28 protein-coding genes are annotated in these 21,741 nt (G+C 50.0%); 7 read left to right on the top strand and 21 right to left on the bottom strand.

From position 1 onward, the window contains the following. Positions 1–8 precede the first annotated feature (8 nt). The gene (gene fis / locus ACWKX3_RS16915) at positions 9–305 is read left to right on the top strand and encodes a DNA-binding transcriptional regulator Fis (RefSeq protein WP_000462905.1); all 297 of its coding nucleotides are present in this window, start codon (positions 9–11) and stop codon (positions 303–305) included. Positions 306–975: 670 nt separating this feature from the next. Here fis and ACWKX3_RS16920 read toward each other — a convergent pair. The 11 genes from ACWKX3_RS16920 to ACWKX3_RS16970 form a co-directional block, all read right to left on the bottom strand. After that, positions 976–1,515, bottom strand: coding sequence for a hypothetical protein (locus ACWKX3_RS16920; protein WP_454542102.1), 540 nt, complete (start codon positions 1,513–1,515; stop codon positions 976–978). Between the two features lie 86 nt (positions 1,516–1,601). Further along, complete coding sequence (locus ACWKX3_RS16925; protein ID WP_213735492.1) at positions 1,602–1,952, bottom strand: hypothetical protein; 351 nt, start codon at positions 1,950–1,952, stop codon at positions 1,602–1,604. Next, positions 1,949–2,548, bottom strand: coding sequence for a tail assembly protein (locus ACWKX3_RS16930; protein WP_454542103.1), 600 nt, complete (start codon positions 2,546–2,548; stop codon positions 1,949–1,951). The genes ACWKX3_RS16925 and ACWKX3_RS16930 overlap by 4 nt, the downstream gene beginning before the upstream one ends. A 13-nt stretch (positions 2,549–2,561) precedes the next feature. Continuing rightward, a complete protein-coding gene (locus tag ACWKX3_RS16935) occupies positions 2,562–4,223 on the bottom strand; it encodes a terminase large subunit (protein ID WP_214586421.1) in 1,662 nt (553 codons plus the stop codon). Then, positions 4,207–4,563, bottom strand: a complete 357-nt coding sequence (locus ACWKX3_RS16940) for a phage terminase small subunit P27 family (protein WP_000113647.1) — start codon at positions 4,561–4,563, stop codon at positions 4,207–4,209. The genes ACWKX3_RS16935 and ACWKX3_RS16940 overlap by 17 nt, the downstream gene beginning before the upstream one ends. Positions 4,564–4,838: 275 nt before the next feature. Next, the gene (locus tag ACWKX3_RS16945) at positions 4,839–5,282 is read right to left on the bottom strand and encodes an HNH endonuclease signature motif containing protein (RefSeq protein ID WP_454542104.1); all 444 of its coding nucleotides are present in this window, start codon (positions 5,280–5,282) and stop codon (positions 4,839–4,841) included. Beyond that, on the bottom strand, positions 5,282–5,575 hold the full coding sequence (locus ACWKX3_RS16950) for a head-tail connector protein (RefSeq protein WP_001549740.1): 294 nt from the start codon (positions 5,573–5,575) through the stop codon (positions 5,282–5,284). Before ACWKX3_RS16950 ends, ACWKX3_RS16945 begins: the two co-directional genes overlap by 1 nt. Continuing rightward, the gene (locus ACWKX3_RS16955; protein ID WP_023304516.1) at positions 5,568–5,906 is read right to left on the bottom strand and encodes a phage head closure protein; all 339 of its coding nucleotides are present in this window, start codon (positions 5,904–5,906) and stop codon (positions 5,568–5,570) included. The genes ACWKX3_RS16950 and ACWKX3_RS16955 overlap by 8 nt, the downstream gene beginning before the upstream one ends. Next, positions 5,903–7,138 (bottom strand): phage portal protein, encoded by a 1,236-nt coding sequence (locus ACWKX3_RS16960; protein WP_454542105.1) that lies wholly within the window; start codon positions 7,136–7,138, stop codon positions 5,903–5,905. Before ACWKX3_RS16960 ends, ACWKX3_RS16955 begins: the two co-directional genes overlap by 4 nt. 1 nt (position 7,139) lies before the next feature. Continuing rightward, positions 7,140–7,700, bottom strand: coding sequence for an HK97 family phage prohead protease (locus ACWKX3_RS16965; RefSeq protein WP_019077813.1), 561 nt, complete (start codon positions 7,698–7,700; stop codon positions 7,140–7,142). Positions 7,701–7,751: 51 nt separating this feature from the next. Then, on the bottom strand, positions 7,752–8,918 hold the full coding sequence (locus ACWKX3_RS16970; RefSeq protein WP_165745116.1) for a phage major capsid protein: 1,167 nt from the start codon (positions 8,916–8,918) through the stop codon (positions 7,752–7,754). Between the two features lie 245 nt (positions 8,919–9,163). On the opposite strand from ACWKX3_RS16970, the gene ACWKX3_RS16975 reads away from it, so the two are divergent. Next, positions 9,164–9,904, top strand: a complete 741-nt coding sequence (locus tag ACWKX3_RS16975) for a hypothetical protein (RefSeq protein WP_454542106.1) — start codon at positions 9,164–9,166, stop codon at positions 9,902–9,904. 56 nt (positions 9,905–9,960) lie between these two features. Then, positions 9,961–10,470 (top strand): hypothetical protein, encoded by a 510-nt coding sequence (locus ACWKX3_RS16980; protein ID WP_454542114.1) that lies wholly within the window; start codon positions 9,961–9,963, stop codon positions 10,468–10,470. Between the two features lie 34 nt (positions 10,471–10,504). On the opposite strand, the gene ACWKX3_RS16985 is transcribed toward ACWKX3_RS16980, so the two are convergent. The 6 genes from ACWKX3_RS16985 to ACWKX3_RS17010 all read right to left on the bottom strand — a co-directional run bounded on the left by ACWKX3_RS16985 (position 10,505) and on the right by ACWKX3_RS17010 (position 13,310). Beyond that, positions 10,505–10,765, bottom strand: coding sequence for a hypothetical protein (locus ACWKX3_RS16985; RefSeq protein WP_014072024.1), 261 nt, complete (start codon positions 10,763–10,765; stop codon positions 10,505–10,507). Positions 10,766–10,979: 214 nt separating this feature from the next. Then, a complete protein-coding gene (locus ACWKX3_RS16990) occupies positions 10,980–12,344 on the bottom strand; it encodes a helicase RepA family protein (protein WP_063162758.1) in 1,365 nt (454 codons plus the stop codon). Further along, on the bottom strand, positions 12,341–12,709 hold the full coding sequence (locus ACWKX3_RS16995; protein WP_014072026.1) for a hypothetical protein: 369 nt from the start codon (positions 12,707–12,709) through the stop codon (positions 12,341–12,343). The genes ACWKX3_RS16990 and ACWKX3_RS16995 overlap by 4 nt, the downstream gene beginning before the upstream one ends. Further along, positions 12,706–12,927, bottom strand: coding sequence for a hypothetical protein (locus ACWKX3_RS17000; RefSeq protein ID WP_006178882.1), 222 nt, complete (start codon positions 12,925–12,927; stop codon positions 12,706–12,708). Before ACWKX3_RS17000 ends, ACWKX3_RS16995 begins: the two co-directional genes overlap by 4 nt. Further along, complete coding sequence (locus tag ACWKX3_RS17005) at positions 12,920–13,105, bottom strand: hypothetical protein (protein ID WP_039274485.1); 186 nt, start codon at positions 13,103–13,105, stop codon at positions 12,920–12,922. Before ACWKX3_RS17005 ends, ACWKX3_RS17000 begins: the two co-directional genes overlap by 8 nt. After that, complete coding sequence (locus ACWKX3_RS17010) at positions 13,098–13,310, bottom strand: host cell division inhibitor Icd-like protein (protein WP_029401193.1); 213 nt, start codon at positions 13,308–13,310, stop codon at positions 13,098–13,100. The genes ACWKX3_RS17005 and ACWKX3_RS17010 overlap by 8 nt, the downstream gene beginning before the upstream one ends. A 133-nt stretch (positions 13,311–13,443) precedes the next feature. Here ACWKX3_RS17010 and ACWKX3_RS17015 point away from each other — a divergent pair, with 133 nt between their 5' ends. Next, a complete protein-coding gene (locus ACWKX3_RS17015) occupies positions 13,444–13,635 on the top strand; it encodes a YlcI/YnfO family protein (RefSeq protein WP_050428151.1) in 192 nt (63 codons plus the stop codon). Positions 13,636–14,298: 663 nt separating this feature from the next. Here ACWKX3_RS17015 and ACWKX3_RS17020 read toward each other — a convergent pair. The 3 genes from ACWKX3_RS17020 to ACWKX3_RS17030 form a co-directional block, all read right to left on the bottom strand. Beyond that, a complete protein-coding gene (locus ACWKX3_RS17020; RefSeq protein ID WP_045357839.1) occupies positions 14,299–14,508 on the bottom strand; it encodes a helix-turn-helix transcriptional regulator in 210 nt (69 codons plus the stop codon). A gap of 89 nt (positions 14,509–14,597) precedes the next feature. After that, the gene (locus ACWKX3_RS17025; RefSeq protein WP_454542107.1) at positions 14,598–15,563 is read right to left on the bottom strand and encodes a hypothetical protein; all 966 of its coding nucleotides are present in this window, start codon (positions 15,561–15,563) and stop codon (positions 14,598–14,600) included. Continuing rightward, complete coding sequence (locus ACWKX3_RS17030) at positions 15,560–16,783, bottom strand: tyrosine-type recombinase/integrase (protein ID WP_454542108.1); 1,224 nt, start codon at positions 16,781–16,783, stop codon at positions 15,560–15,562. The genes ACWKX3_RS17025 and ACWKX3_RS17030 overlap by 4 nt, the downstream gene beginning before the upstream one ends. Before the next feature lie 381 nt (positions 16,784–17,164). Between ACWKX3_RS17030 and ACWKX3_RS17035 the strand changes: the two genes are divergently transcribed. Both ACWKX3_RS17035 and ACWKX3_RS17040 read left to right on the top strand, forming a co-directional pair. Further along, the gene (locus ACWKX3_RS17035) at positions 17,165–17,329 is read left to right on the top strand and encodes a DUF2556 family protein (RefSeq protein WP_006178888.1); all 165 of its coding nucleotides are present in this window, start codon (positions 17,165–17,167) and stop codon (positions 17,327–17,329) included. A 139-nt stretch (positions 17,330–17,468) separates the two neighbouring features. Then, a complete protein-coding gene (locus tag ACWKX3_RS17040; protein ID WP_006178889.1) occupies positions 17,469–19,553 on the top strand; it encodes a putative bifunctional diguanylate cyclase/phosphodiesterase in 2,085 nt (694 codons plus the stop codon). Here the strand turns inward: ACWKX3_RS17040 and envR are convergent. Beyond that, positions 19,548–20,195, bottom strand: a complete 648-nt coding sequence (envR, locus tag ACWKX3_RS17045) for an acrEF/envCD operon transcriptional regulator (RefSeq protein WP_006178890.1) — start codon at positions 20,193–20,195, stop codon at positions 19,548–19,550. The two genes, ACWKX3_RS17040 and envR, sit on opposite strands and share 6 nt — an antisense overlap. Positions 20,196–20,595: 400 nt before the next feature. Between envR and ACWKX3_RS17050 the strand changes: the two genes are divergently transcribed. After that, complete coding sequence (locus tag ACWKX3_RS17050; protein ID WP_454542109.1) at positions 20,596–21,735, top strand: efflux RND transporter periplasmic adaptor subunit; 1,140 nt, start codon at positions 20,596–20,598, stop codon at positions 21,733–21,735. Positions 21,736–21,741 lie beyond the last annotated feature (6 nt).

The following is a 21,741-nucleotide window of genomic DNA, read 5'->3' on the forward strand; positions in this document are numbered from 1 at the left end:
ACAGAACTATGTTCGAACAACGCGTAAATTCTGACGTACTGACCGTTTCTACCGTTAACTCTCAGGATCAGGTAACTCAAAAGCCCCTGCGTGACTCGGTTAAACAGGCACTGAAGAACTATTTTGCTCAACTGAACGGTCAGGATGTTAATGACCTGTATGAGCTGGTACTGGCTGAAGTTGAACAGCCACTGTTGGACATGGTGATGCAATACACCCGCGGTAACCAAACCCGCGCAGCCCTGATGATGGGTATCAACCGTGGTACCCTTCGTAAGAAGCTGAAAAAATACGGCATGAACTGATACTAGTCAGTTAAATGCTTGTTTAAAAAGGCGCTCTTCGGCATGGGGAAGCGCCTTTTTTATTAAAATGACTGCACCACTGACTGCACCGATTGATGAACGACTGCGAACACTATCAGTTTTTACTGTTCTTTTTGGTTCGACGTGAATCCATCTTGTCTAATGCCTCAATATTGAAACCACTCTCTTTATCTGTGAGAGGTATAGAGTACTGCCTGGCCCATCGAGTCACTTCTGCCAAATCTACCCACCATTCGCGAGTACCCGGAACGCTAAGCACCTGAGTACCTAACCGCCACTCCTTAACCTTTACACGATTCTTTATTTTATCTTTGGTTTCTCCCGTCATAGCGCAATACGCAGACAACGGAATGCATTCCAATCCACACATCTGATTAGCCCCTCTGTATCCATTAGCTATAAAGAGTGTTCAAAATCTCTTGAAAAAATATATAGTCATATTTAATTTATGGTTTTTACACACGCGGAGATTTTGATCATGAGTCACCAAGATGAGTATGCCAGGGGTTACAGAGATGGCTATAAATCTGTTCAAGGTAACGTAATACCACCGGTCCCCCCAATTGGGCCAATCACCCCGCTAGGCTCAGATCCTTACAAAGAAGGTTATAAAGCTGGAGTGCGATCCGCTGGAGGATAACCATAAAATCTAATGTGATGGCGGGTATTGTTCTATGACTTCAAGCTGTTCAACACCCGCACTATCTACAGTAACTTCATACTCTCCGAGATAAATACTATGTGGGTGCACATCTGCAAGAATTGATGTTGCCGGAACCCATGCTTTCAATAGCAGGCCTCCGCAACCGCAGGCGTTTAATCCACTGGCAAATTGACGGGCCTTTTTCTCACATTGTGTCCAGCAAAAGCCGATTGTTGAGCACTTGAATCGGTCAACATTTTCACCGCGAAACAAATATTGCCCATCTCCAGTGTATGGCGGCAAAAAAGTTCGAAGAATATCAAGTACAACATCATCACAACCAAGGTGCTGCCTAATAAAATGCCCCTTCTCAATCCATAGTAGATGGAAAGCCTCTCGCAATTCTGGTGTGATTAACGTCGTCTGAATCTTTACCTCACGTCGTAACTGTTCCCAATCTTTACTATCATAAATGCCCTCGAGAAAGATCTTTTCTTTAGAGGGTAAACTTCTTTTGGATACCCATTTAGTTAGATCAATTTGCATTTTTTCAGCTTCCGAACGAATCGCTATGGGGACTAAATTCAACCGGCTGTTGAACAGCCGGGTTTCACACTTTAAAATTCTCAACCTCAATTAATCGTCTGGCTCAATGTAGAGAACTGTTTTTTATTGGTCGCCAACACCTTTTTCATGTGCTCGCACCATCCAGCTAAAATGGCCTCATCAGTACCGGGGTAAGCCAACAGAAATGACATCAGCACATCATCTGTCAGCTTATCCTGCTGATCCCAGTCAACTATAAACTGGCGAAATAGAGCGTAGCCTTTCGCCGGGTCTTTGTTATGACATTTATCCACAACCACTTCGAATGCTGGAACAATGTAAGTGATTTCCACCGGCAGCGGCTCGTATTTTGTAGGAATGAGAACTTCGCGGGTGAATGTCTCTCCCTCTGGCCATATCTGTGCCTGATTTATCATTGCTGATCCTCCACGTAGATACCCGCCGATATGATTGCTCCGCCGATACGGCGTTTACCGTAAAGCAATGGCACCGGATAGCCTTGCGCAGCAGTGTTAGTTACGCCTCCAAACGCGTATGAGGCCTTATTATCAGCACTTTGTTTGCTTGCAAGCCCCGTAGCCTGAGGGGAAAGAATTTGGGCTACTCCTCCTACAGTCATCGCAGTACCAGCAGCAAACATCATATTACTTGCAGCAATTCCAATACCAGGCATCCAGATCGAGGCAGCCACAATAACAGCACCTAAAATAGTTTGTAGCACTCCTGCTTTTTTACTTCCAATTACCACCGGCACGATATGAATCTCGCGCCCATTGTTCGGAAATTCTAGGTCATCTACTCCAATGTTCTTTTTCCCGACATAAATCGCATACGTTAAACCGCGAGCCCTGCTTGTATTCATGTATTTTTCGAATCCGGGAATTGTTACGGCCAGAGCCCGAAAAGCCTCATGCGTAGTCCTTACAAGGCGCTGGTGAGTTTTACCGAAGGTCTTGCCTAGCGGGCCAAACATACGGATGGTAGCAAGTGTTTCATTGTTAGCTGTATTCATCGTTTTACTCCTGTCAGATACCGTTAAATGTCGCCAGCCGTTGTTTGTGGCTGTCGCTCATATCGAAAGCAAAATCCTCATGCTCAGCCTGGAAGGTACCGAACGCCATCAGCGCAGATACAGCCGGGTCTATCTTGTTGGAGGATTTCTTCTTGTTGGGCTTAATGTTGGCGTTAGCGTCGGACTCCATCACCACGTTACCAATCGCCCAGGCCAGAACTGGATCGCCACGGTGGCGCACCACTCTGCGGTTAACAAACACCTCAAAGGATTTCGCTACCGGACTGAATTTGAGATAGGTTTGCGGGAACGGCTCCACATCGAGGCCCGCCCCCTGTAGCTGGGTGCGCAGGTGCGTGGCGTTCCACGTATCGAAGCCCACCAGTCGGATATTGAAGGTTTCAGCGTCGCGCAGAATATCGTCACGGATACGGTCATAGTCGATGCAGTCGCCGGGTGTGGTGCGTATCCATCCCGCTTTTACCCACTGCCGGTAGATGGCGCGGTTTTTGTTGGCGACGTTAAGCAGCTGCGCTTCCGGCAGATAATGACGGGTAAGGAGTCTGATCTCCCTGTCGAACGGGAACGCATAGCTTACGCTGGTGATGTCGCTGGTAGAGGACAGGTCAAACCCGGCATAACACTCCATTCCGGCCAGATCGACTTCGGTATAGTCGAGCGCACAGGCATCCCATGCACCGGCGCCCATCCACGGCGTGGAGCCCTGACACCAGATATTGAAACGTTTGGTCAGCATTTCGACCCACTGCGACGGTATGCCCCGCGCTTTCTGGATGGTGGACTCCAGTTTCGCCGCGTCAACGGACACATGCAGGTTAGGGTTAGCCTTAATCCACATTTCAGGCTTCTCAACCTCGCTTTCGTCGTCCAGTTCGTAGATCAGGACAAAAAGCGAATCGTTGCTCTCTTCCCCGGCCAGAATCTGGCAGCAGTAGTCATAATGCTGTTTACAGGCAGAGACAACGTTACTCCCGGCGGTCGTGATGGCGAATAAAATCGCCTCCGGACGTGCGCCCATACCCAACTCAAGCGCGGAATAAACACCGTTATCCGGGTGAAGGTGGTATTCATCGACAATCGCCAGGCTGGGGTTAGTCCCCTCAATGGTGGCCGCTTTCGCCGCCAGCGGCTTTAACAGGCTATTGCTCTTCGGGAAAATGACCTTATGCGCCTGAATATTGACGCGCTTTTTTAGCGGCTTTGACAGCAGGCACATCTGGCGGGCATCGTCGAACACGATTCGGGCCTGATCCCGGCTAACCGCAGCCGTGTAGATATCCTGCTGGCCCTTCTCCATTACCAGAAACCAGTTAGCCAGCATGGCGGCTATGGTGGATTTGGCGTTCTTACGCGGCACTTCAATAAATGCGCTGCTGTACTTCCGGCGGCCTGACTCCCTGTTCTTAAAGCCCAGCAGATTAGCAAAGGCGAACTGTTGCCACGGCTCCAGCTCTATAGACTGGCCGCGCAGCGGGCCTTTGACGTGTGGACAGAGCCGGGAGAAAGCAATAAACCGCTCCACGGTCGCCGTATCGAACTCATAACGGGGGTCATTCAGGTCTGAAAAGTACCTTTCAACGGCCTGTTTTACGCGCTTACAGGCCGGAATTTCACCGGATTTAATGGCGTTTGCGTAATCATTCCAGACGGTCAAGCTCGTCCTCCTCTTCCGTTTCTACCGGATTACGGCGGCGGCTTACCGGATCAAAGCCCAGCAGCGACGACATTTTAATCATGATTTTTTCAGCGTCGGCCTTTGCGCTAAGCGCCGGATTACGGCTCTCGCCGCCCTGGCTGTTAACAATGCTGAATCCGCGGCTGGCAAGGTCTTCCACTGCTTTGCGGTACATCGAATAGTTAACGCAAAAAAGCTCAAGGTTGTTCCAGTCGGCGGGAGTCAGATCCCCGCGTTCGGCCAGTTGCTTTGCCTTCGCCTTCCACTGCTGCGCGGCTAACTCATCAAGGTAAGCGGGCGGTTTTGGTGGTCTTGCCATAAAAATTTCTCGTTTCCATCGCGTTTTATTTTCAAAAAAATCACCGTGCGTAAAAATTTGAGGGGGCAGGCGGTGCCTTGCAGCAGGGGGTTTGTCTTTAAAACCTCCCCCACCCCGCCCATGCCGCCTGTCAGCGGTTGCGGAAGCATTCCATAAGCTCCCGGTCACGCTGGCTCATGCGCTTTGCTACGGGCTTCGTGTGCGCTCTCTGTCTGGATGGTTGCCATGCCTCGCGCTGCTTTATCAGCCCACTTATCAGCCGCTGCTGTTCCTGCTCAGTCATTGTCAGCCTCATACATCCAGTCATTGCGATGGGCTGCACGATCTTCCTGCTCACGGTATAGCCCTGCTTTGCGCTTCGCTTTGGTGGTTGGGTCTTGCTGTGTGGTCTTCTGGTTATGATGCGCCTGGCATAACGATTGGTGATTCCACTCAGGCCAGAACAGAACATCATCACCGCCGTTGATAGGGATTATGTGATCGACAATCTTTGCAGGCACGTAGAGACCCAGCTTCTGACACTGAACGCACAGCGGATAGCGCTTAAGGTACTGAGCGCGGTACTTCTCCCATGAGGCTGAGTAACCACGCGCGCGGCGGTGGCCGCGTCTGGCATCCTCTGCCCGCCACGCTTCCCGCTTGTGCTCGTCACACTTGCCAGACTTCACCCGTTTATTGCATCCCGGCTCTGTGCACCGGCGTAGTGGTTGCCACGGCATCAGTACACCCCCACATCTCGGTAGACAGACCACAACGCAGAGACAGCCATCGGTATCTCTTTGGCGTCGGTGTCACCAATCATCGTGCGATACTCGTACAACTGAGAAACGTACATCAGACAGCCGATCTTGATAGCAGGGGTGAACTCCAGACCGTTATCAAATCGCTTGCCAATATGCTTCTGGCAGACCTCCAGCGCAGCTTCGATGTACGCCTGTATCAGCGTGTCTTCATAATCATCATCAATACGGCAATGCAGCTTTGCTTCTTCCAGTCCGATTAACTCACTCATTGAAAATGCCTCCCTTGCACAGCAGCTCAAGCCGGGTGTGATCCACATCAGGAATTACGGCCACAATGCCGTAAACCTGCCCCCGGACGTTTGGAGAGCGGTACAGAATGCGGTTTGCGGTGGTTATATCGTCGCGGTAGCGCGTCCAGATTCGCACTGTAGCCTCGGAGTAAAGTGCCCCGGAAGACATGCGCTCACGCCCGCTGATAGCGCGGATTTCGGCCCAGACGGTGGCAAGGTCAGCCCATTCATAAATAACCTGACCAGTCGGGTCGCGGTGAGATTCCGACTTCTGAAAGGTAACGCGGCGTTTCATCTTTCCGGCTCTCATGCGTCACCTTCCTTGCCGTCCTTACTGATCTTCACTTCCTGCTTCCATGCCTGGCTGAATTCGTCACCACCTTCACGCGGCGGCATCCCCTCACGTTCACGGGCTTCGTTCGGGTTCATGATCCCGTTCTTAATGCCGCGCTCATAAGTGGCATAACGTTCGGTTGGCGTGGCGCGGAGAAGGTCAGCAGAGTCAAATTCCACCTGATAGCGGGTTCCCGGAACCGGAGAGGCCACCAGCAGCGCAGATTTGATTTGTTGTTCGAAGTTTGCCAGCCACGGGCGCATCGTCATGGTGAGAAAGGCGCGGCTCGCTTCGCTGAAATTGCTGTAGGTGCTGTTGCTGTATTCCTGCAGGAAGATAGGCGACACGTTGAACATGCGGGCAATGTCTTCAATGGTGAAGCGACGGGAGGCCAGCCATTCGGCATCCTGATTGCTCATGCCAAGCTGCTTGTAGTCCATGCCACCTTCAAGGATCGGCGTTTTCCCGGCGTTTCTGGCACCTTTGTAGCGCTCCAGTGCGTCCAGAGCCTGTTTGCCCTTCACGCTGTCGAGCCACTCAGCAGTAGTGACCACGCCAGCCGCCATCATGCCATCTTTCATAATGCTGGCACCGTGGCGCTGCTGGGCCAGACCTAACCCCAGCGCCTCACGGCAGACGGTGATAGGCGAACGCCCCAGAAAACCATCATCGGTCGAGTAACGCAGGTGCAGAATCTCTTCCTGCAGGTAGGTGCGCACAGCCCCGGTAAACGGCTCAGTAACGGTGTATTTGTACTTATGCTGGCCGATACGCTCAGGAACAACCGCCCCCGGCGCATACGGGTGCAGGGATTGCGGCTGGCCGTCGAGGCCCCACTGGATCACCGCATAGGCGTTACCATTCAGCAGACAATGGCGCATCATCGTGCGTTTAAACTGGTAAGGTGTCTGGCAGTCGTTCGGCTGCTCGTTCAGCAGAAAATCCACCGGGTGATTGCTCAGCCATTCTCGCGCCTCACGCCCGTTATCGTTGCGCACGCGGTAGAGGTAGCAGGGCATTGTTGCCACCGCCTCACTGATAACTGACACGGCGTTCATGACCGCCGGCAGAGATTCCGCAGTACCCGAAGACACATACTCGCCTGATCCGGTATTTGGAATCCCTGCCATCGCCAGAAACTCATCAATGGTCATGCTGCGCTGCTCAGAGGGTTCAGACTTACGGCCAAACGGCCAGATATTCCACATATCAGAGCCCCGCTAATTCAGCCCAGCGGCGACGGTTATCGCCAGCGCGGCGCAGTTCAGGATGTTGGGAGAAAAGAGAACGGTGCGCGATTTCCACGCCAGACTCAGGATAAGCAGGCATAGAGGTAACGGTAATCTCCCGCAATTCGGCAGCGGTAACAGTGCGCAGATATGGAGACTGAGCAATATCCCACGCCTCTTTCAGCGCACGGAAACCGAAGCTCATGCCGGAGATATCCCCGCGCTCCACCAGCTCCAGCACATCGTTGCCAAGCTGGGTATTCGGCGGGGTCAGCTCGAAGCGCAGCCCGGTATCGTCTTCGGACAGCACCAGCGTGCCGGATTTAGTGCGGCCCAGCAGCTGGGTATAGTTATGCTCGTACAGCGCACGCACATCGCTACCGGATGCCAGGCTGTCTTTAAATGCTCCCGGCGCAAACTGCTCGCGGAACTCGTCCCAGATAATTTCTGAGAGACTGTTCCAGCGCACGGCATAGCCCACCAGCTTTTTGTTGCTGGCGCTCACTTCGGAGGTACGGATTTCAAAATCGATTGTTTTCATTACTGGACTCCACAGAGGGCAAAAAGGGGCCGCAGCCCCTTAAACGTCAAATCAGGAACCGGAGCCGGAAAGCTCAAGCACCTTGATGGCGTTGGAGTCCACCACGCCGCCGCCCAGGTATTTATCGGTATGCACCTTGTAGAAACCCGGTTCGGTGATGTTGTCAGGGCGGGTACGCACGCCAGTGGTGTGATCCACGATGAAATAGCCGCGCTTGAAGTCGCCTACCGCGAGGAATGCTTTACCTGCCTCCGCATCCGGCATGGTTTCCAGATACTGAACAGGACGGCCCAGCAGCGTATCGGGAGAACCGGCAACCAGACGATCGCGCCAGATGTAATCCCCGTTGCCGTTTTTCAGCTTTTGCAGTTTGGCTGCGGTGTTGGAGTTCATCACCCATACGGCATTTTTGCGGTATTTGGCTTTCAGCTTATACAGCAGGTCGATCAGGCCATCAGAGGAAACGTCTGCGGCTTCCATCTTCTCCAGCGTACCGAAAGGACGGGTTTTATCGGCAGTGGCCGCGCGAGGGTAAGACAGGAAACCTTTGGATTTTTTATCACCGTCGCCGTTTACAAAGTCGCTCTCTTCAGTGGCGGTGAAGGTGTCAGCAATTTCAGAAGACAGCCAGCCCAGAATATCCACCTCGGAGAAGTCGAGAATCTCCTGAGTGGTTTTCGGGTAGGCGTAGATCGGGTTGAGTTTGATATCAACGCGCTCCATCTTCGGCGTGCTGGTTTCGGTACGTGGTTCACCTTCGGTGCCGCGATTAACGGTAGTGCCGCCCACAGATACCAGCTTCTGGTATTCGTTGGTTTTGGTGGTCTTCACCGTTGCGATGGAGCGCATCACGCTATCATCCTGCAACTGGCGCATAATCTCTTTGTCCAGCTCAGGGATAACGGTATAGCCGCCGTCAGCCTGCACCAGCGTGGAGAGAGAGCGGGTATCACCGGTCATGATGTAGTGGCGCAGCTCGTCGTTGCTTACAGGCTCACCTTCAACGGAAGTGCCAGGCAGATTGCGCTGATCGTCGGCGACGGCTTCAAGACGGGTGATTTCAACTTCGAGGGCATCAGCCTGGGCGCGTAGTTCATCGAACTTTTTGCCCTCTTCTTCGTTCAGGCTGCGCTTTTCGGTGTCGGCTTTGTCCAGCATGGAGCGCATCTGGGTTTTGAGTGCGGTTTTCTGCTGGCGTAATTCGAGTAATTTCTTCATGGAGTGGTTTCCGTAACAATTAACGTTGAGACGTGAAACCAGCGCTTGGAGGAGAGGCCGTCAGTAAAGGAGCCTGTCTGAAGGGCAAAAAACCTGACGGCCAGTGGCGGCTCACGTCTGAGTGCCACTCTTTAAGATATGGATCAAATTATCGATGTAAATAAGGCATTTTTACTCCGAACATCCTTGAAAGTTAACGCACAAATAATTTACAAAAAGCAATGGTCAAAATGATGGGGATTCACATGACAAAAGAGATTCTTGCCGTTCCGGGCTTACATCCATCCCCGTTGTACAAAAGAACCTATAAATCCGTTCAAGACACTGATGAAAAACTAACCAAGCTAATTCATAGATGGCGATTTTTCAATGCGGGACCGCCTATGAAAGTTACTGCATATGATGGAACAGAAATCTGCTATCAAGGTGTGGCATTTAAAGGGTCTCCTGTTGATGTTTTTTGGAGCGGCTTTATCGGCCCTTACATTGAAAATTACTCAGTGAATGTATTAGAGCAGACCTCAGCCTTGGCAATTGAATGCCAATTTTCAATAGAGAAACCCATTGAAGAAGCAAAACTCCTATTACTTGTAATGGTTCGCAGGCTTTACCATGAAATGGCCGAGACAGATAAAATCTTAAGAGGAGATGGATTTTCCTTCCCAGAAAAGAAAGATGTCAGCGGTTACATTGAGAACATGTCCCGGAAGATTAAAGAATACGCTGAAATAGAAAAACTGAAAAAACCACTGCCAAATCATAACATATTCAATATAGATACTGTAAATAGCAAATATGTGCAATTTGGTACAAGTAATAACATTAACACTCAAGAACTAAGTGAGTTCTTCACAATGATCGCTTCTTCAGGTGAAGATGAAGTTATCACCCTCTCAAAAATACTTCTGAAGAGCATTATGTCAAAGAACTTACTGAGCAAAGAAAAATATGATTTTCTAATATCTATCTTTAAATCCCAGCCATGACTATTGCTTATTAAGCATTAAGCAACTTAAACACAGCTACCAAAAGGAGTAACATGATGGATTTTGACGCTATGGCATACACTGAAAAATTCACAATCGCAGGAACTGAATACAAAGGGCGCAGAAATTCAACTGAAAAAAAGGTACTAATTCCTTACACTGAGGAGCCAGACATCAGTATTGGAGATGAAATAACTCAAAAGCTTGGAAAGGGTGAAATATCCTTAAAAGTACTGGATATGTCATTCTTACCAGGAGGCACGCTTAATGTTGGCACTAATTACCCACACATGCTTACATTAAAGGTTGAAAATTTAACTGCCAATGAGCACAAGCCCAAACCATCCAGCCAAAACACGTTCAACATTGGTAGCGTATCAGGCACACAAGTTCAAATCGGTGAACGTAACCATCTTATTGTAAATATAAGTATCACTGAACTTGTTGAAAAGGTGTCTCAATCACAAGATCCTCAAGCAAAATCTTTACTTAAAGATTTATTAAATAATAGCACTGTAGCTAGTCTCGTTGGTGCTGGAGCCTCAGCATTATTAGCTTTGCTTTGAATAAATGGCCTGGCAAAGAACCAGGCCAAATAAATCATTTATCACTCATCCATTTTGGAGGTATTGGCATTCTTTCTCGAAAGGCCCGCAGGTGTTCAATCAAAGCATCAACCTGCTCTCTGTTTGTTGCAAGAATTTCATCTGATAAAGTGCTACGAATAAAATCATGATGGTCTATCCACAACAGACCGCCATTTGATAGAGCCTGACGGTAATCGGAGGTAGGCATTGAGCTCAGGTCATGAAGCCCAAACTGATCGTAATACTCTTTTATTTCCTGAACCGTAATAGGCATACATTCTCCTCGTTTGTCTAACTTGCCGCATTTAGTGCCGCGTTTAGCAATGCCGCACCTAGCGCCGCACCTGTTTTCTCAAAAAATTACGCAAACCCAGTAATGACGGGGGTTTTAGTGAAATGCCGCACTTAGCGCGTGTATACAGGGACTAAGTGCGGCATTTGGTCATAAAACATACTAAATGCCGCATATGCCGCATTTCCCGCCGCATTTACTCAATCGTTACCGGGTAAAGGTTCTCACCCTCGATGCGAATAATTTGCTCACTCTCAAGCTTGTCCAGCCAGCGCGGGAATGACTTTCTCACTTTATCTGCCCCCAGTGATGCACGCAGATCGTCTTTAATGACGGAGATAGTGCATGGCTCCCCCTTAGCTGTTCGGCTGCGTACTGCCTGCCATAGTGCATGGTGGTTATCGCTAAGACGGGAGACATGGGCCAGTTCAGGCTCAACCTCTTTAGCCTCTCTCGGCTGATCGTGCACCACCAGAGAGCAAACCAGCTCACCATCTTCATCGGTATAAAGCTCTGCCGTTCTCAGGTCATACGCCTTACGCTCTGGCTCCTCAGCATCTTTCATCTTGGTGCAGGTCAGAATAAGCGCCTTTCCATCTCCTTCACGCTTAACATTAAACTCGGTATCAAGCGCGGCGCGGAAAGCACTGGAACCACGAGCCCCCTTCCCCTCATCTTTGCCGGAGTGGTGTACTACCAGCACCGTTGCACCCGTTTTCTGTTTGATAACGTCACACCCCTCAATAAACGCCCCCATATCACGAGCGTCGTTCTCGTCGTTACCACCAAAACAACGGGCCAGCGTATCGATCACCACCATGCGAACCGGTACACCACATTCGGCTTCAATCTGCCTGGCAGCCAGAAGCACTTCCGTTACCTCTGACTCACGCACAGGGAACACCGGACGATTGACCAGCCAGAGGTTGTCTGCCTGTATGCCGTGCGCCTGCTCCCAAGCCTTTATACGCCGGGGAACGCCTACGCCCCCCTCACCAACCACATACAGCACCGCGCCGGGAGTGACCTTCTTCCCCGCCCATGGAAGACCCGCAGCGATGTGACAGGCCCACGATACAGCGAGAAAACTCTTATACGAACCGCTGGGACCGTAAATGCTGCACAGTGATTGCGCTGGCAGAAAGTGTTTAAGGATATAGTCCTGACGGATATCAAATCCCTCAGAACCGCGAGAGAGAGGCAGCTTTGTCCTGAACTTTGCACCAGCATCAGGGAAGACGCGGTGAATGCGCTGCACGTCAGACAGCATGGCATTCATTTCCCCTTCGCCTATTTCTTCCACCAGCACTGAACGCCGTGCGGTAATCATTTGTTTGCGGTCCGTATCGAGATAACCGGCATCACAAAGCTCCTCATACGGCATTGCTGCTATCTGGTTAAGGCGAGCCACCAGCTTTCCGTAACGGGTAGTGGGGTCCTTATGCTGGTGGAGGGCTTTATCCAAATCGCTGCGACTGTACTGCTTGCCATGCGCCCACAGATACGAACAGGTGAACAAGGCATCAGATACAGTTTCTACAGCTGTCAGTTGTACCGTCATTTTGGTATGCCCCCGCTCATCTGGAATTTGCCGATCAGAGGATGGAACCAGTACGCAGAGCCATATTTGCGCTTAGCACTGCGCAACACCAGCCGAGCCGCTTCCCTGAACTTTTCATCAGGCGCAACGAACCCGCCAGATTTCAGCTTAACCAGCATCACCCCTGTGTTTTTCGCCAACTCCTCAGCCTTTTTGGTTGAGATACCGTATTCAGCGGCCAGTGTTGCTACTGGCGTCATACCCGGAGGGATTTCTCCTCCCTGACTATCGGTGAGTGACTTAACCTGTGCCTCAAGATGCAAAATCTTTTCAACCAGCAGATCAACGCGGTTAGCCAGCTCGTTGAATTTCACGTTACTGATCATTTGCGTTCCCCTTCAGCTGGAAGGACGAATGACTTATCCAAAGCGTTAGCCAGATCATCAGCTAAGCGCGATGCAATATCCATTAAAGCCATCAGGTGGATGCGCTTCTTTTCATCGTTCGCTATAGCTACAAAAGCTGCACACGAAAGAAGAGCCGAAACCTCTTGAGCAGTGGTCAATAAGTCCTGATCGCTCTTGTAGGTATAAAGGTTATCCATTGAGCGCCCCCTTTGAATTCTGCTCTACCATGCTTGCTGCCAACTGATCCGATACTCGTCTAGCCAGGCTGATAAGGTTTTCACGCTCAACCTGATCAACGTCGCACTCTTCGACAACCATCAACAACGCAGCCAGTTCACAGGCTATTGACGCACTTTTATTGGTTAATTCACGCATGGCGTACCTCCATTGCCTGAAAGGCATGGAATGGGAGACGTGCTGCGAAAATGAGGTTTACACCCGGCATAGTGTCGCGGGCCTCCTGTTCGCTGGATGCGTTGACGTAGATCACCAATGGTTTGGCGGTAGGGTAGCGCTCAGAAGCAGAGATAAATCTCCATGTAAATTCCGGGCGAGTTTGGGTATGCTGTAATTCAGCCATAACTGTTACCTCAACTAACGGTTTGGTTAGACGCCCCAATACTGCTCCAACAGTTTGGGGCGTTGTCTTTTCTATGCCCAACGTGATAACGTACGTACATAACAAAATACATGCTATGAGGTTATGTACGTACGTGTCAACAATTAAACGAGACAAAACCCCTAAAGGTGATGGCTGGTCACCTACTTTCCAGATCAGAATCAACCCTGATCTACGCCAGCAACTGAACGATGCAGCGGAGCGCGAAGGCGTAAGTCTTGGTAATTGGATAAAAGAATTAGCTCGCGCGGAATTGCGTCGGCAAGGAATAGAACCAAAAGGTTGATTTGAGGAAGAAGATGATGCGCATAGATGAGAAAGGGCATTTTTATTGCACATGTGAAGTCTGTGGATCAGAAACACGATTTGGCCCAGACCTTTACCAAGGACGTGTACTGCAATTATACGGTAGGGCTTTCTGCTGTAACGACTGTTGGGAAGGTAATTGGGATGGTTGGGGACCACATTCAGAACCTGCCATTTTACGTATTTTGAAGGAAAAGAACCTTCCAATCCCAAAAAGGAATGCGAAAGGCTGGTTACCACGTGATTAAATATCCGCCATTGCAAATGAGCTAAAGAAGAGCCGGGGACAGGAATAAGAACCGCAGGTGCGATTTTATGCAGGCCATAACACCCAATATCTGGGTATTTGTCGAAACTACGGGATCTCTCCGGGGTATGCTGCATTGCAGTACACCCGGCACTCTGTTCCAGTTCTCCCGAAATTTCGGGAGATTGGGTATGCGCCAATGCCGTACACCTTAAACAGCCCAATTTCTGGGTAGTTTCACGTAACCTCGCCAATGGCGCAGTTCCTGCAATCACAGGAGCGCTCAGGCTTTGACCACCAGCATTAACCCTGGTATCCTGACTTTGCTTAAGTTTTTGGTAGTGACATTGGCGGCCCTGCATGGCCGCTTTTGTTTTATGTGACATTTCCCACCCCTCACGCTGCTTTGCTGCGGCTCTGCTGCCATGCTGTGACCTCAGACAGAAGCCAACCAACAGCGCGACCTCCCAGCTTGCGACGGGCGGGAAAGCTCCCCTCTTTTTCCATCATGTATCGCGTGGTGCGGCATATTCCTGTTAACTGGCGGCATTCTGCCTCACGGATAACTCGTTCTGTAGACTGCTGGGACTGTTTAAAATTGTTCATAAAAAAATGCCCTAGTTCATTAAAGTTCGAGGGCATTGTCATTAGTAATATGTGGAACAAAGGTGAAATCACTTAAGGTAGCAGTGATTTCACTTTCTCATTCGGTTTCGACCTAGGTATTTAGCTAATGTCTGGGGATGTAGTTCGGGGAGATCAACTCCTTTTTTTGCTGAAACTTGTTGAAGCATCTCCATCAAACGACTAACAGGAACCTTTCTAACATCTACATCTTTAAAGTCAGAACATAAGGAAATCATTGCATGCAAAAGCTCTGAATACTTTGCTAACGCTTTTGGACTTTCCATTAAATTTGAATCTAAGGAAACAGCAATATTTTTATTTTCAGACTGTGACATTTTATCAAAGCATTTAAGCTTCTCAAGTTCGTCAGCTGTTATAAGCAAATCATCAAGAAAAATAGCCTCTGGTCCGTCTAATTTTTTTAAATTATTTGAAATTAGATTATCCATTAACAACTTATCATCTTTATCTATTAACCAATCATCATTCGAAAACTCACTGACATATTCAAAAAAACGCCCCTCGGGAATAGAGTGTGTGTTATCAATAGGTAACTCGAACACTTCTACAAGCATCTCTCCACCCTTAAGAAGGTTGTATTCATTATTATAAATCATATGATTAGGTATTTGTAACAACCCTTTCAAATCAAATAGGCCTGAATACGCATCACAAACACTTAAAGATTCTTTTTCCATCCAAAAATGAATCTTTCCAAACAACCTCACATAAGAGTTTACATACTCAAAATTGATATCATCCTCAGCCAAATACGCCCCATCTTCAGAGATAGTAAATTTACCATCCATAGAATAATGTTCGTTAACAAGCTCAGAAACCCTTTTATAATTAATTAACAAGTTAGATTCCCAATGTGGAAGTTCCTCATTAGGTGGTTGATGATTTGTTTCGAAATATTTTATGCAAAGATTGGCGTAACCATTTGCAACGAAATGGATTACATCGGAAATATCGCACCCCAACTCAGATGCTGCCTTATCTAACGTGTAATATAATCTTTTTGGTAAAGTCATTTATTAGCCTCAATAAATTTAACATTCCCGATATCCGAAGAGATAACATATAATCTCTCCATCCATTTATTCAATGCGTCCAGCTTTTCAGGTAAATACTGACTGCGGTTATATACGGCCATCACACCGCCAAGCGTATGACCTAGTAGTTGCTCAACCACATGCGGAGCAATTCCCATGTTGTTCAGAGTCGTGGAAAACGTACGGCGTAGATCGTGAAGCGTCCACGGTTCAGCATGACCCAAGCGTTTATAGATGCCCCTTCCCCACTGGCTGACGGCTTCCGGTTTCTTTATCTCTCCCAGCAATAGCCCTGTGCTTTGGTGCTGCTCTAAAAGCTGTTTGATAAATGGGCGGATATCTACGGGAATAGGCCGTAGTATTTTCTCACCACCTTTGCTGTGCTCTTTAGGTACCGTCCAAACCCAATCATTTAGATCCCATTCGGTTACGCGAGATAATCTCAGCTCCTGAGTTCGGCAGCCAAACACCACCAGCAGACGTAATAGAGCTGAGTAGTAGGGCTTAAATTTCAGGCCTGAGCATTCTCGCCATATATCAGCAAGCTCTTGCCGGGTATGCTCCCTGTCCCGCTTATTCTGTTTACGACCAACATCGTCAATGGTCAGATCGTCCAGGACGTTACTCACCGCATACCGATGAACCCGGCAGAACTTGAGTGCTTGCTTACACATCTGCAAAAGATAGCCAGCCGCTACAGGCGCTTCGTTCCTTACCCTGGCGAAACATTCCAGCCAGTGGCGAGTTTCACACATAGAAAGCGGATAAGTACCTATATAAGGAAAGATATGCTTATTGAGCTGCTCAATGTGCTTTTCAACATTAGCGCGGTTATGGGTGGCATATTCCCTGATCCAGTATTCAAGGGCATCCCTGACCGTCACCGGCTTTAACGTTTCCTGAGTCGTAACGCTCAACTGGTGCTTTGGATTCTTTCCCTCTGCGAGCCATGCGCGACACTGCTCTCGTTTCTCACGAGCTGCTTTGAGTGAAAGGTCTGGATAATTACCCAGCTTTATACGCTGAGATGTTGATTCCCGGCCACCTATGCGGAAAGTGAAATACCAAGTCAACACGCCCGATCTGGACACCTTCACACTTAGCCCATCGCCATCAGCATAGAAGCTGTCTCCGGGGCTCTCCCTTCCCAGCATTTTACGAAGCGATGTATCGCTTAATTTGTTCGTTCCACCAGCCATTGAAAACCTCAGTTCATATCATTTGGTACGCCAAACTGACTGCACCACTGACTGCACATATCAATGTTACTCTATGAACGGCAATGAACAAAGGCAAACCGATAAATCAGTTTTATTGTTTTATATCAGTGCCATAGGCGAACATTAGCAAACATATCCGAACGGTAAAAAACGTAGGTTTTGAAAATACGGCATGAACTAATTTCGATTAGCGAAATGCTTGTTTAAAAAGGCGCTACTCGGCATGGGGAAGCGCCTTTTTTATCGCCTGTTGTTCTCGTCCGTCAACGCTTTGTAAACCTTCATCTCCCCCACTTTTAAACGCCCGCATTTCGTGTATATTTCCACCACCTTACAGGCTCTTTCGTCCGGAATGACACAATGATTCGTAAATACTGGTGGCTGGTTGTCTTTGCTGTCTCAGTTTTCCTTTTCGATGCCCTGCTGATGCAGTGGATTGAACTGTTAAGTACTGAAACCGACAAGTGCCGTAATATGAATTCCGTCAATCCGCTGAAACTTGTGAACTGTTCCGAACTCGACTAACTGCCTGACGTCGTTTAAAACCCTGTTATTACCTACTAAAAACAGGGCCTTAAATCCCTTTTAGTCATTATCTGACGATGATAATGTCTCAGCCCTTCTTAACTGCCCTTGTTAAATCTCTCATTACGAGTGAACAACCATGCTGGTTAGCCAATACAACCAAATCCTTGTCGTCATCTCCTTCGTCGTTGCTATCCTGGCCGCCTACACCGCGCTGAATATGGCTGCGCGCGTTGCCGGGAGTCAGGGCGTGGCGTCCCGCGTCTGGCTGGCCGGTGGCGGCATTTCAATGGGTATTGGCATTTGGGCCATGCACTTTATTGGCATGCTGGCGATGGACCTCTCCATGAGCATGAGCTATAGCATCACGCTGACGGTGCTCTCGATGATCATCGCCATCGGCTCGTCGCTCTTTGCCCTGTGGCTCGTCAGTTGCGATCGGCTTCGTTTACGCCGGCTCCTGCCTGGCGCACTGGTCATGGGGACGGGTATCGTCGCCATGCATTACACCGGCATGGCGGCCCTGGAAGTCACGCCCGGCATCGTCTGGGATAAAGTATGGGTGGCGGTTTCCGTGGCGATCGCCCTCGCCGCCTCCCTGGTCGCCCTGTGGCTGACGTTTCGTTTGCGTCATGATGCCGCGCAGGTTGCGCTGATGAGGCTGGGCGCCGCCATCACCATGGGGGTCGCCATTGCCGGTATGCATTACGCGGGCATGAAGGCGGCGCAGTTCCCGGCGTCAACCATGCTTCACCACCATGGCATTAACGGCAGCTGGCTGGCGGTACTGGTGAGCGTCATTGCGCTCTCCATTTTGGGGATTACCCTGCTGGTCTCGATACTCGATGCACGGCTTCAGGCCCGCACATCTCTGCTGGCCTCGTCTCTGGCGGAAGCCAACCGCGAGCTGGCCCAGCTGGCACTTCAGGATACGCTGACCCGCCTGCCAAACCGGCTCCTGCTTGAGGACCGTCTCGGCCAGGCCATCAGTAAAGCCGATCGGGAAGGCCGCCATTTCGCGCTCATGTTTATGGACCTCGACGGGTTTAAAACGGTGAATGATGCCTATGGTCATGACGTGGGCGATAAGCTGCTGGTGGCGGTCACACAGCGCCTGCTGCAGCCCCTGAAGGGACAGTACACGCTTGCCCGTATTGGCGGGGATGAGTTTGTGCTTCTCGCCGAGACTGACGGGCCAGACGATGCCGCCTCGTTGGCCAGCGCCCTGGTTCGTGCCATTGATAGCCCGTTTGCCCTGGAGCCTTACGAACTGGTGGTGACGCTCAGCATCGGCATTGCGCTCTATCCTCACGACGGTAAAACAGATCGCGAGCTGATGTTTAACGCCGATGCGGCGATGTACCACACCAAACATATGGGCCGAAATGGCTATCACTTCTTCCAGCCGTCGATGAACACCCTGGCGCAGACCCATTTGCAGCTGATGAACGACCTGTGGATGGCCGTGGATCGTGCCGAGCTGCGCCTGCTGTATCAGCCAAAATTCCACGCGCCCGCCGGGCCTGTTTTGGGTTTTGAGGCGCTGCTGCGCTGGCAGCACCCTACGCAGGGGTTACTGACGCCGGACCTTTTCCTGCCTCTGGCGGAAAAAACAGGGCTGATCGTTCCGATTGGCAACTGGGTTATCGATGAAGCCTGCCGGCAGCTGCGCCAGTGGCATCTTCAGGGGCATAACGACTGGTCGATGGCGGTGAATCTGTCAACGCTGCAGTTCGAACAGCCTTCGCTGGTGCAGACGGTGCTCGACTGTCTGGCACGCCATAACGTGCCGCCGGAGATGTTGATCCTTGAAGTGACGGAAACCACCGCGATGAGCGATCCTGATGAAAGCGTGCGGGTGCTGACGGAGCTTACTGACGCGGGCGTGAAGGCGTCGATTGACGATTTTGGTACTGGCTATTCCAGCCTGCTCTATCTCAAAAAGCTCCCGGCCTGCGAGTTGAAAATTGACCGCGCCTTTGTGAAGGAACTGAGTGGAGAGAGCGAAGACGCCACCATCGTCTCGGCCATTGTGGCGCTGGCAAAAACGCTGAATCTGAAAGTGGTGGCGGAAGGTGTTGAAACCGAAGCCCAGCAGGCATTTTTAACGCAACTCGGCTGCAATACGCTGCAGGGTTATCTCCTGGGGAAACCTGTTACCGCACAAGCCGTTGAAGCGCTTTGCCAGAGCGGGACGTTATCACCTTCGCATATCTCATCATGACGCCGTATCGTATGCCACTGACGGCACTCGCGTGATTTGCAGCGTCGTCAAAATATTATCCACCAGCGCGGGTGCCTGTTGATAAAGATTGAAACGGGTACTGTTCATTAACCAGTTTTTAATTATTCCGCTAAAGAAACCATGAAAGACGATCAGGACCAGATCAATATTTACCTGCGGAGAGATAACTTTTCTGGCGATACACTTTTCCAGCGTCGCGCGTAGATGCTCATCATTAAAGCCGATACGTCGTCTAATTTCACACTCTGAAATCATATCGTTATTAAATTCACATTTATGATACAGAATTTGTAACAGGGCGCACTGGCGTGGCTCCCGGGCAATATATTGCAGCGCCGCGATAAATTGTTCGCGAAGCATCCTTAAAGGATCGTCATTTTCCGTGAACGGCAGGCGTTCGCGAATAATGTCGCGCAAGGGAAGTTGTTGCTCCCAGATAGCGTTGAATATTTCTGATTTACTGGAAAAATGCCAGTAGATCGCCCCACGCGTCACCTGCGCGGCGTCCGCAATGTCGGTGAGGGTTGTGTTGGTGACGCCACGCGTGGCGAACTGTTCGATGGCAGCTTCAATCAGCTGTTGTCGGGTTTTCTGTGCATCTTCTTTCTTTTTTCGCGCCATAAACTGCTACTCATTGCTCTCAGGATGAATGCACTACGAGGAAAGTGGGATTGTCGTGTAAACAAAATTATTCCCTATAACGAGAAATAAGTTTGCACAAAAAAAGTCAATGGCATTCATTTATAATTATGGCAAATACATCATCACAATTAAATTCACGTAATTTATGAATGTAGTTTAACTACATCCTCCATTATCTAACTAAATTGCCAGAAGTTTATTCATAAAAGCACCTGGTCAGATTCCGATTTTTAACTCGCACGACCTGGCGTCGCACTTATAAATTAAAAAACATTATCTTTCCTCACTATTATACGCAGCTACATTTTTATTTTTTGCCCCCTACCCTGTTCACCGATTCACGACAAATATCGGTAAACGGGTATTTAAAGGAACCGTAATGACCAATCATTTCAGACTCTTACCTTTATCCGGTTTCATTGTCTGCGCCGCGCTGCTCGCCGGATGTGATGGGCAGGATAATGTACAGCAGCATGCGCAGCCGCCACAGGTTAGCGTTCACATCGTTAAAAGCGCCCCGCTGGCGGTCACCACAGAGTTACCGGGCAGAACGGATGCTTTTCGCGTTGCGGAGGTTCGTCCTCAGGTGAGTGGAATCATTCTGCGTCGTAATTTTACTGAAGGCAGTGATGTCAAAGCGGGCCAGTCTCTTTATCAAATCGACCCTGCCACCTACCAGGCGGCTTACGACAGCGCAAAAGGCGATCTGGTAAAAGCACAGGCGGCAGCGAATATTGCTCATCTGACCGTGAAGCGTTATGTCCCCCTGGTCGGTACGCAGTACGTCAGCAAGCAAGAGTACGATCAGGCAGTGGCAAACGCGCAACAGGCCGATGCCAGCGTCGTGGCGGCAAAAGCCGGTATGGAAAGCGCACGTATCAATCTTGCGTATACCAAAGTCACTTCTCCTATTGACGGCCGTATTGGTAAATCCAGCGTCACCGAAGGCGCGCTCGTCACGAACGGGCAGTCTACTGCGCTTGCGACGGTGCAACAGCTCGACCCGATTTATGTCGACGTTACCCAATCCAGCGGCGAATTTATGCGTCTGAAGCAGACGAGCCTGCAGAAAGGCGAAAATGCCAGCTCGGTTGAACTGATCATGGAAAATGGTCAACCCTATCCGCTGAAAGGCACGCTTCAGTTCTCCGATGTCTCCGTCGATGAAAGCACCGGATCTATCACCCTGCGAGCGCTGTTCCCGAACCCGCAGCACATGCTTTTACCCGGCATGTTTGTGCGCGCCCGCATAGATGAAGGTACGCAACCGAATGCCATTCTGGTTCCGCAGCAGGGCGTTACCCGTACGCCACGCGGCGATGCAACCGTGCTGGTCGTGAACGACAAAAATCAGGTTGAAACACGTACGATCGTTGCGCCACAGGCCATTGGCGATCGCTGGCTGGTAACGAAAGGGCTGAAAAATGGGGAGCGCGTGATCGTTAGCGGCCTGCAGAAAGTCCGTCCTGGCGTCACCGTTGTGGCAACGCCTGATACCGCCGCTACTCCTGCCAGTTAAGGGAAG

The organism is Enterobacter sp. UPMP2052, assembly GCF_053709675.1.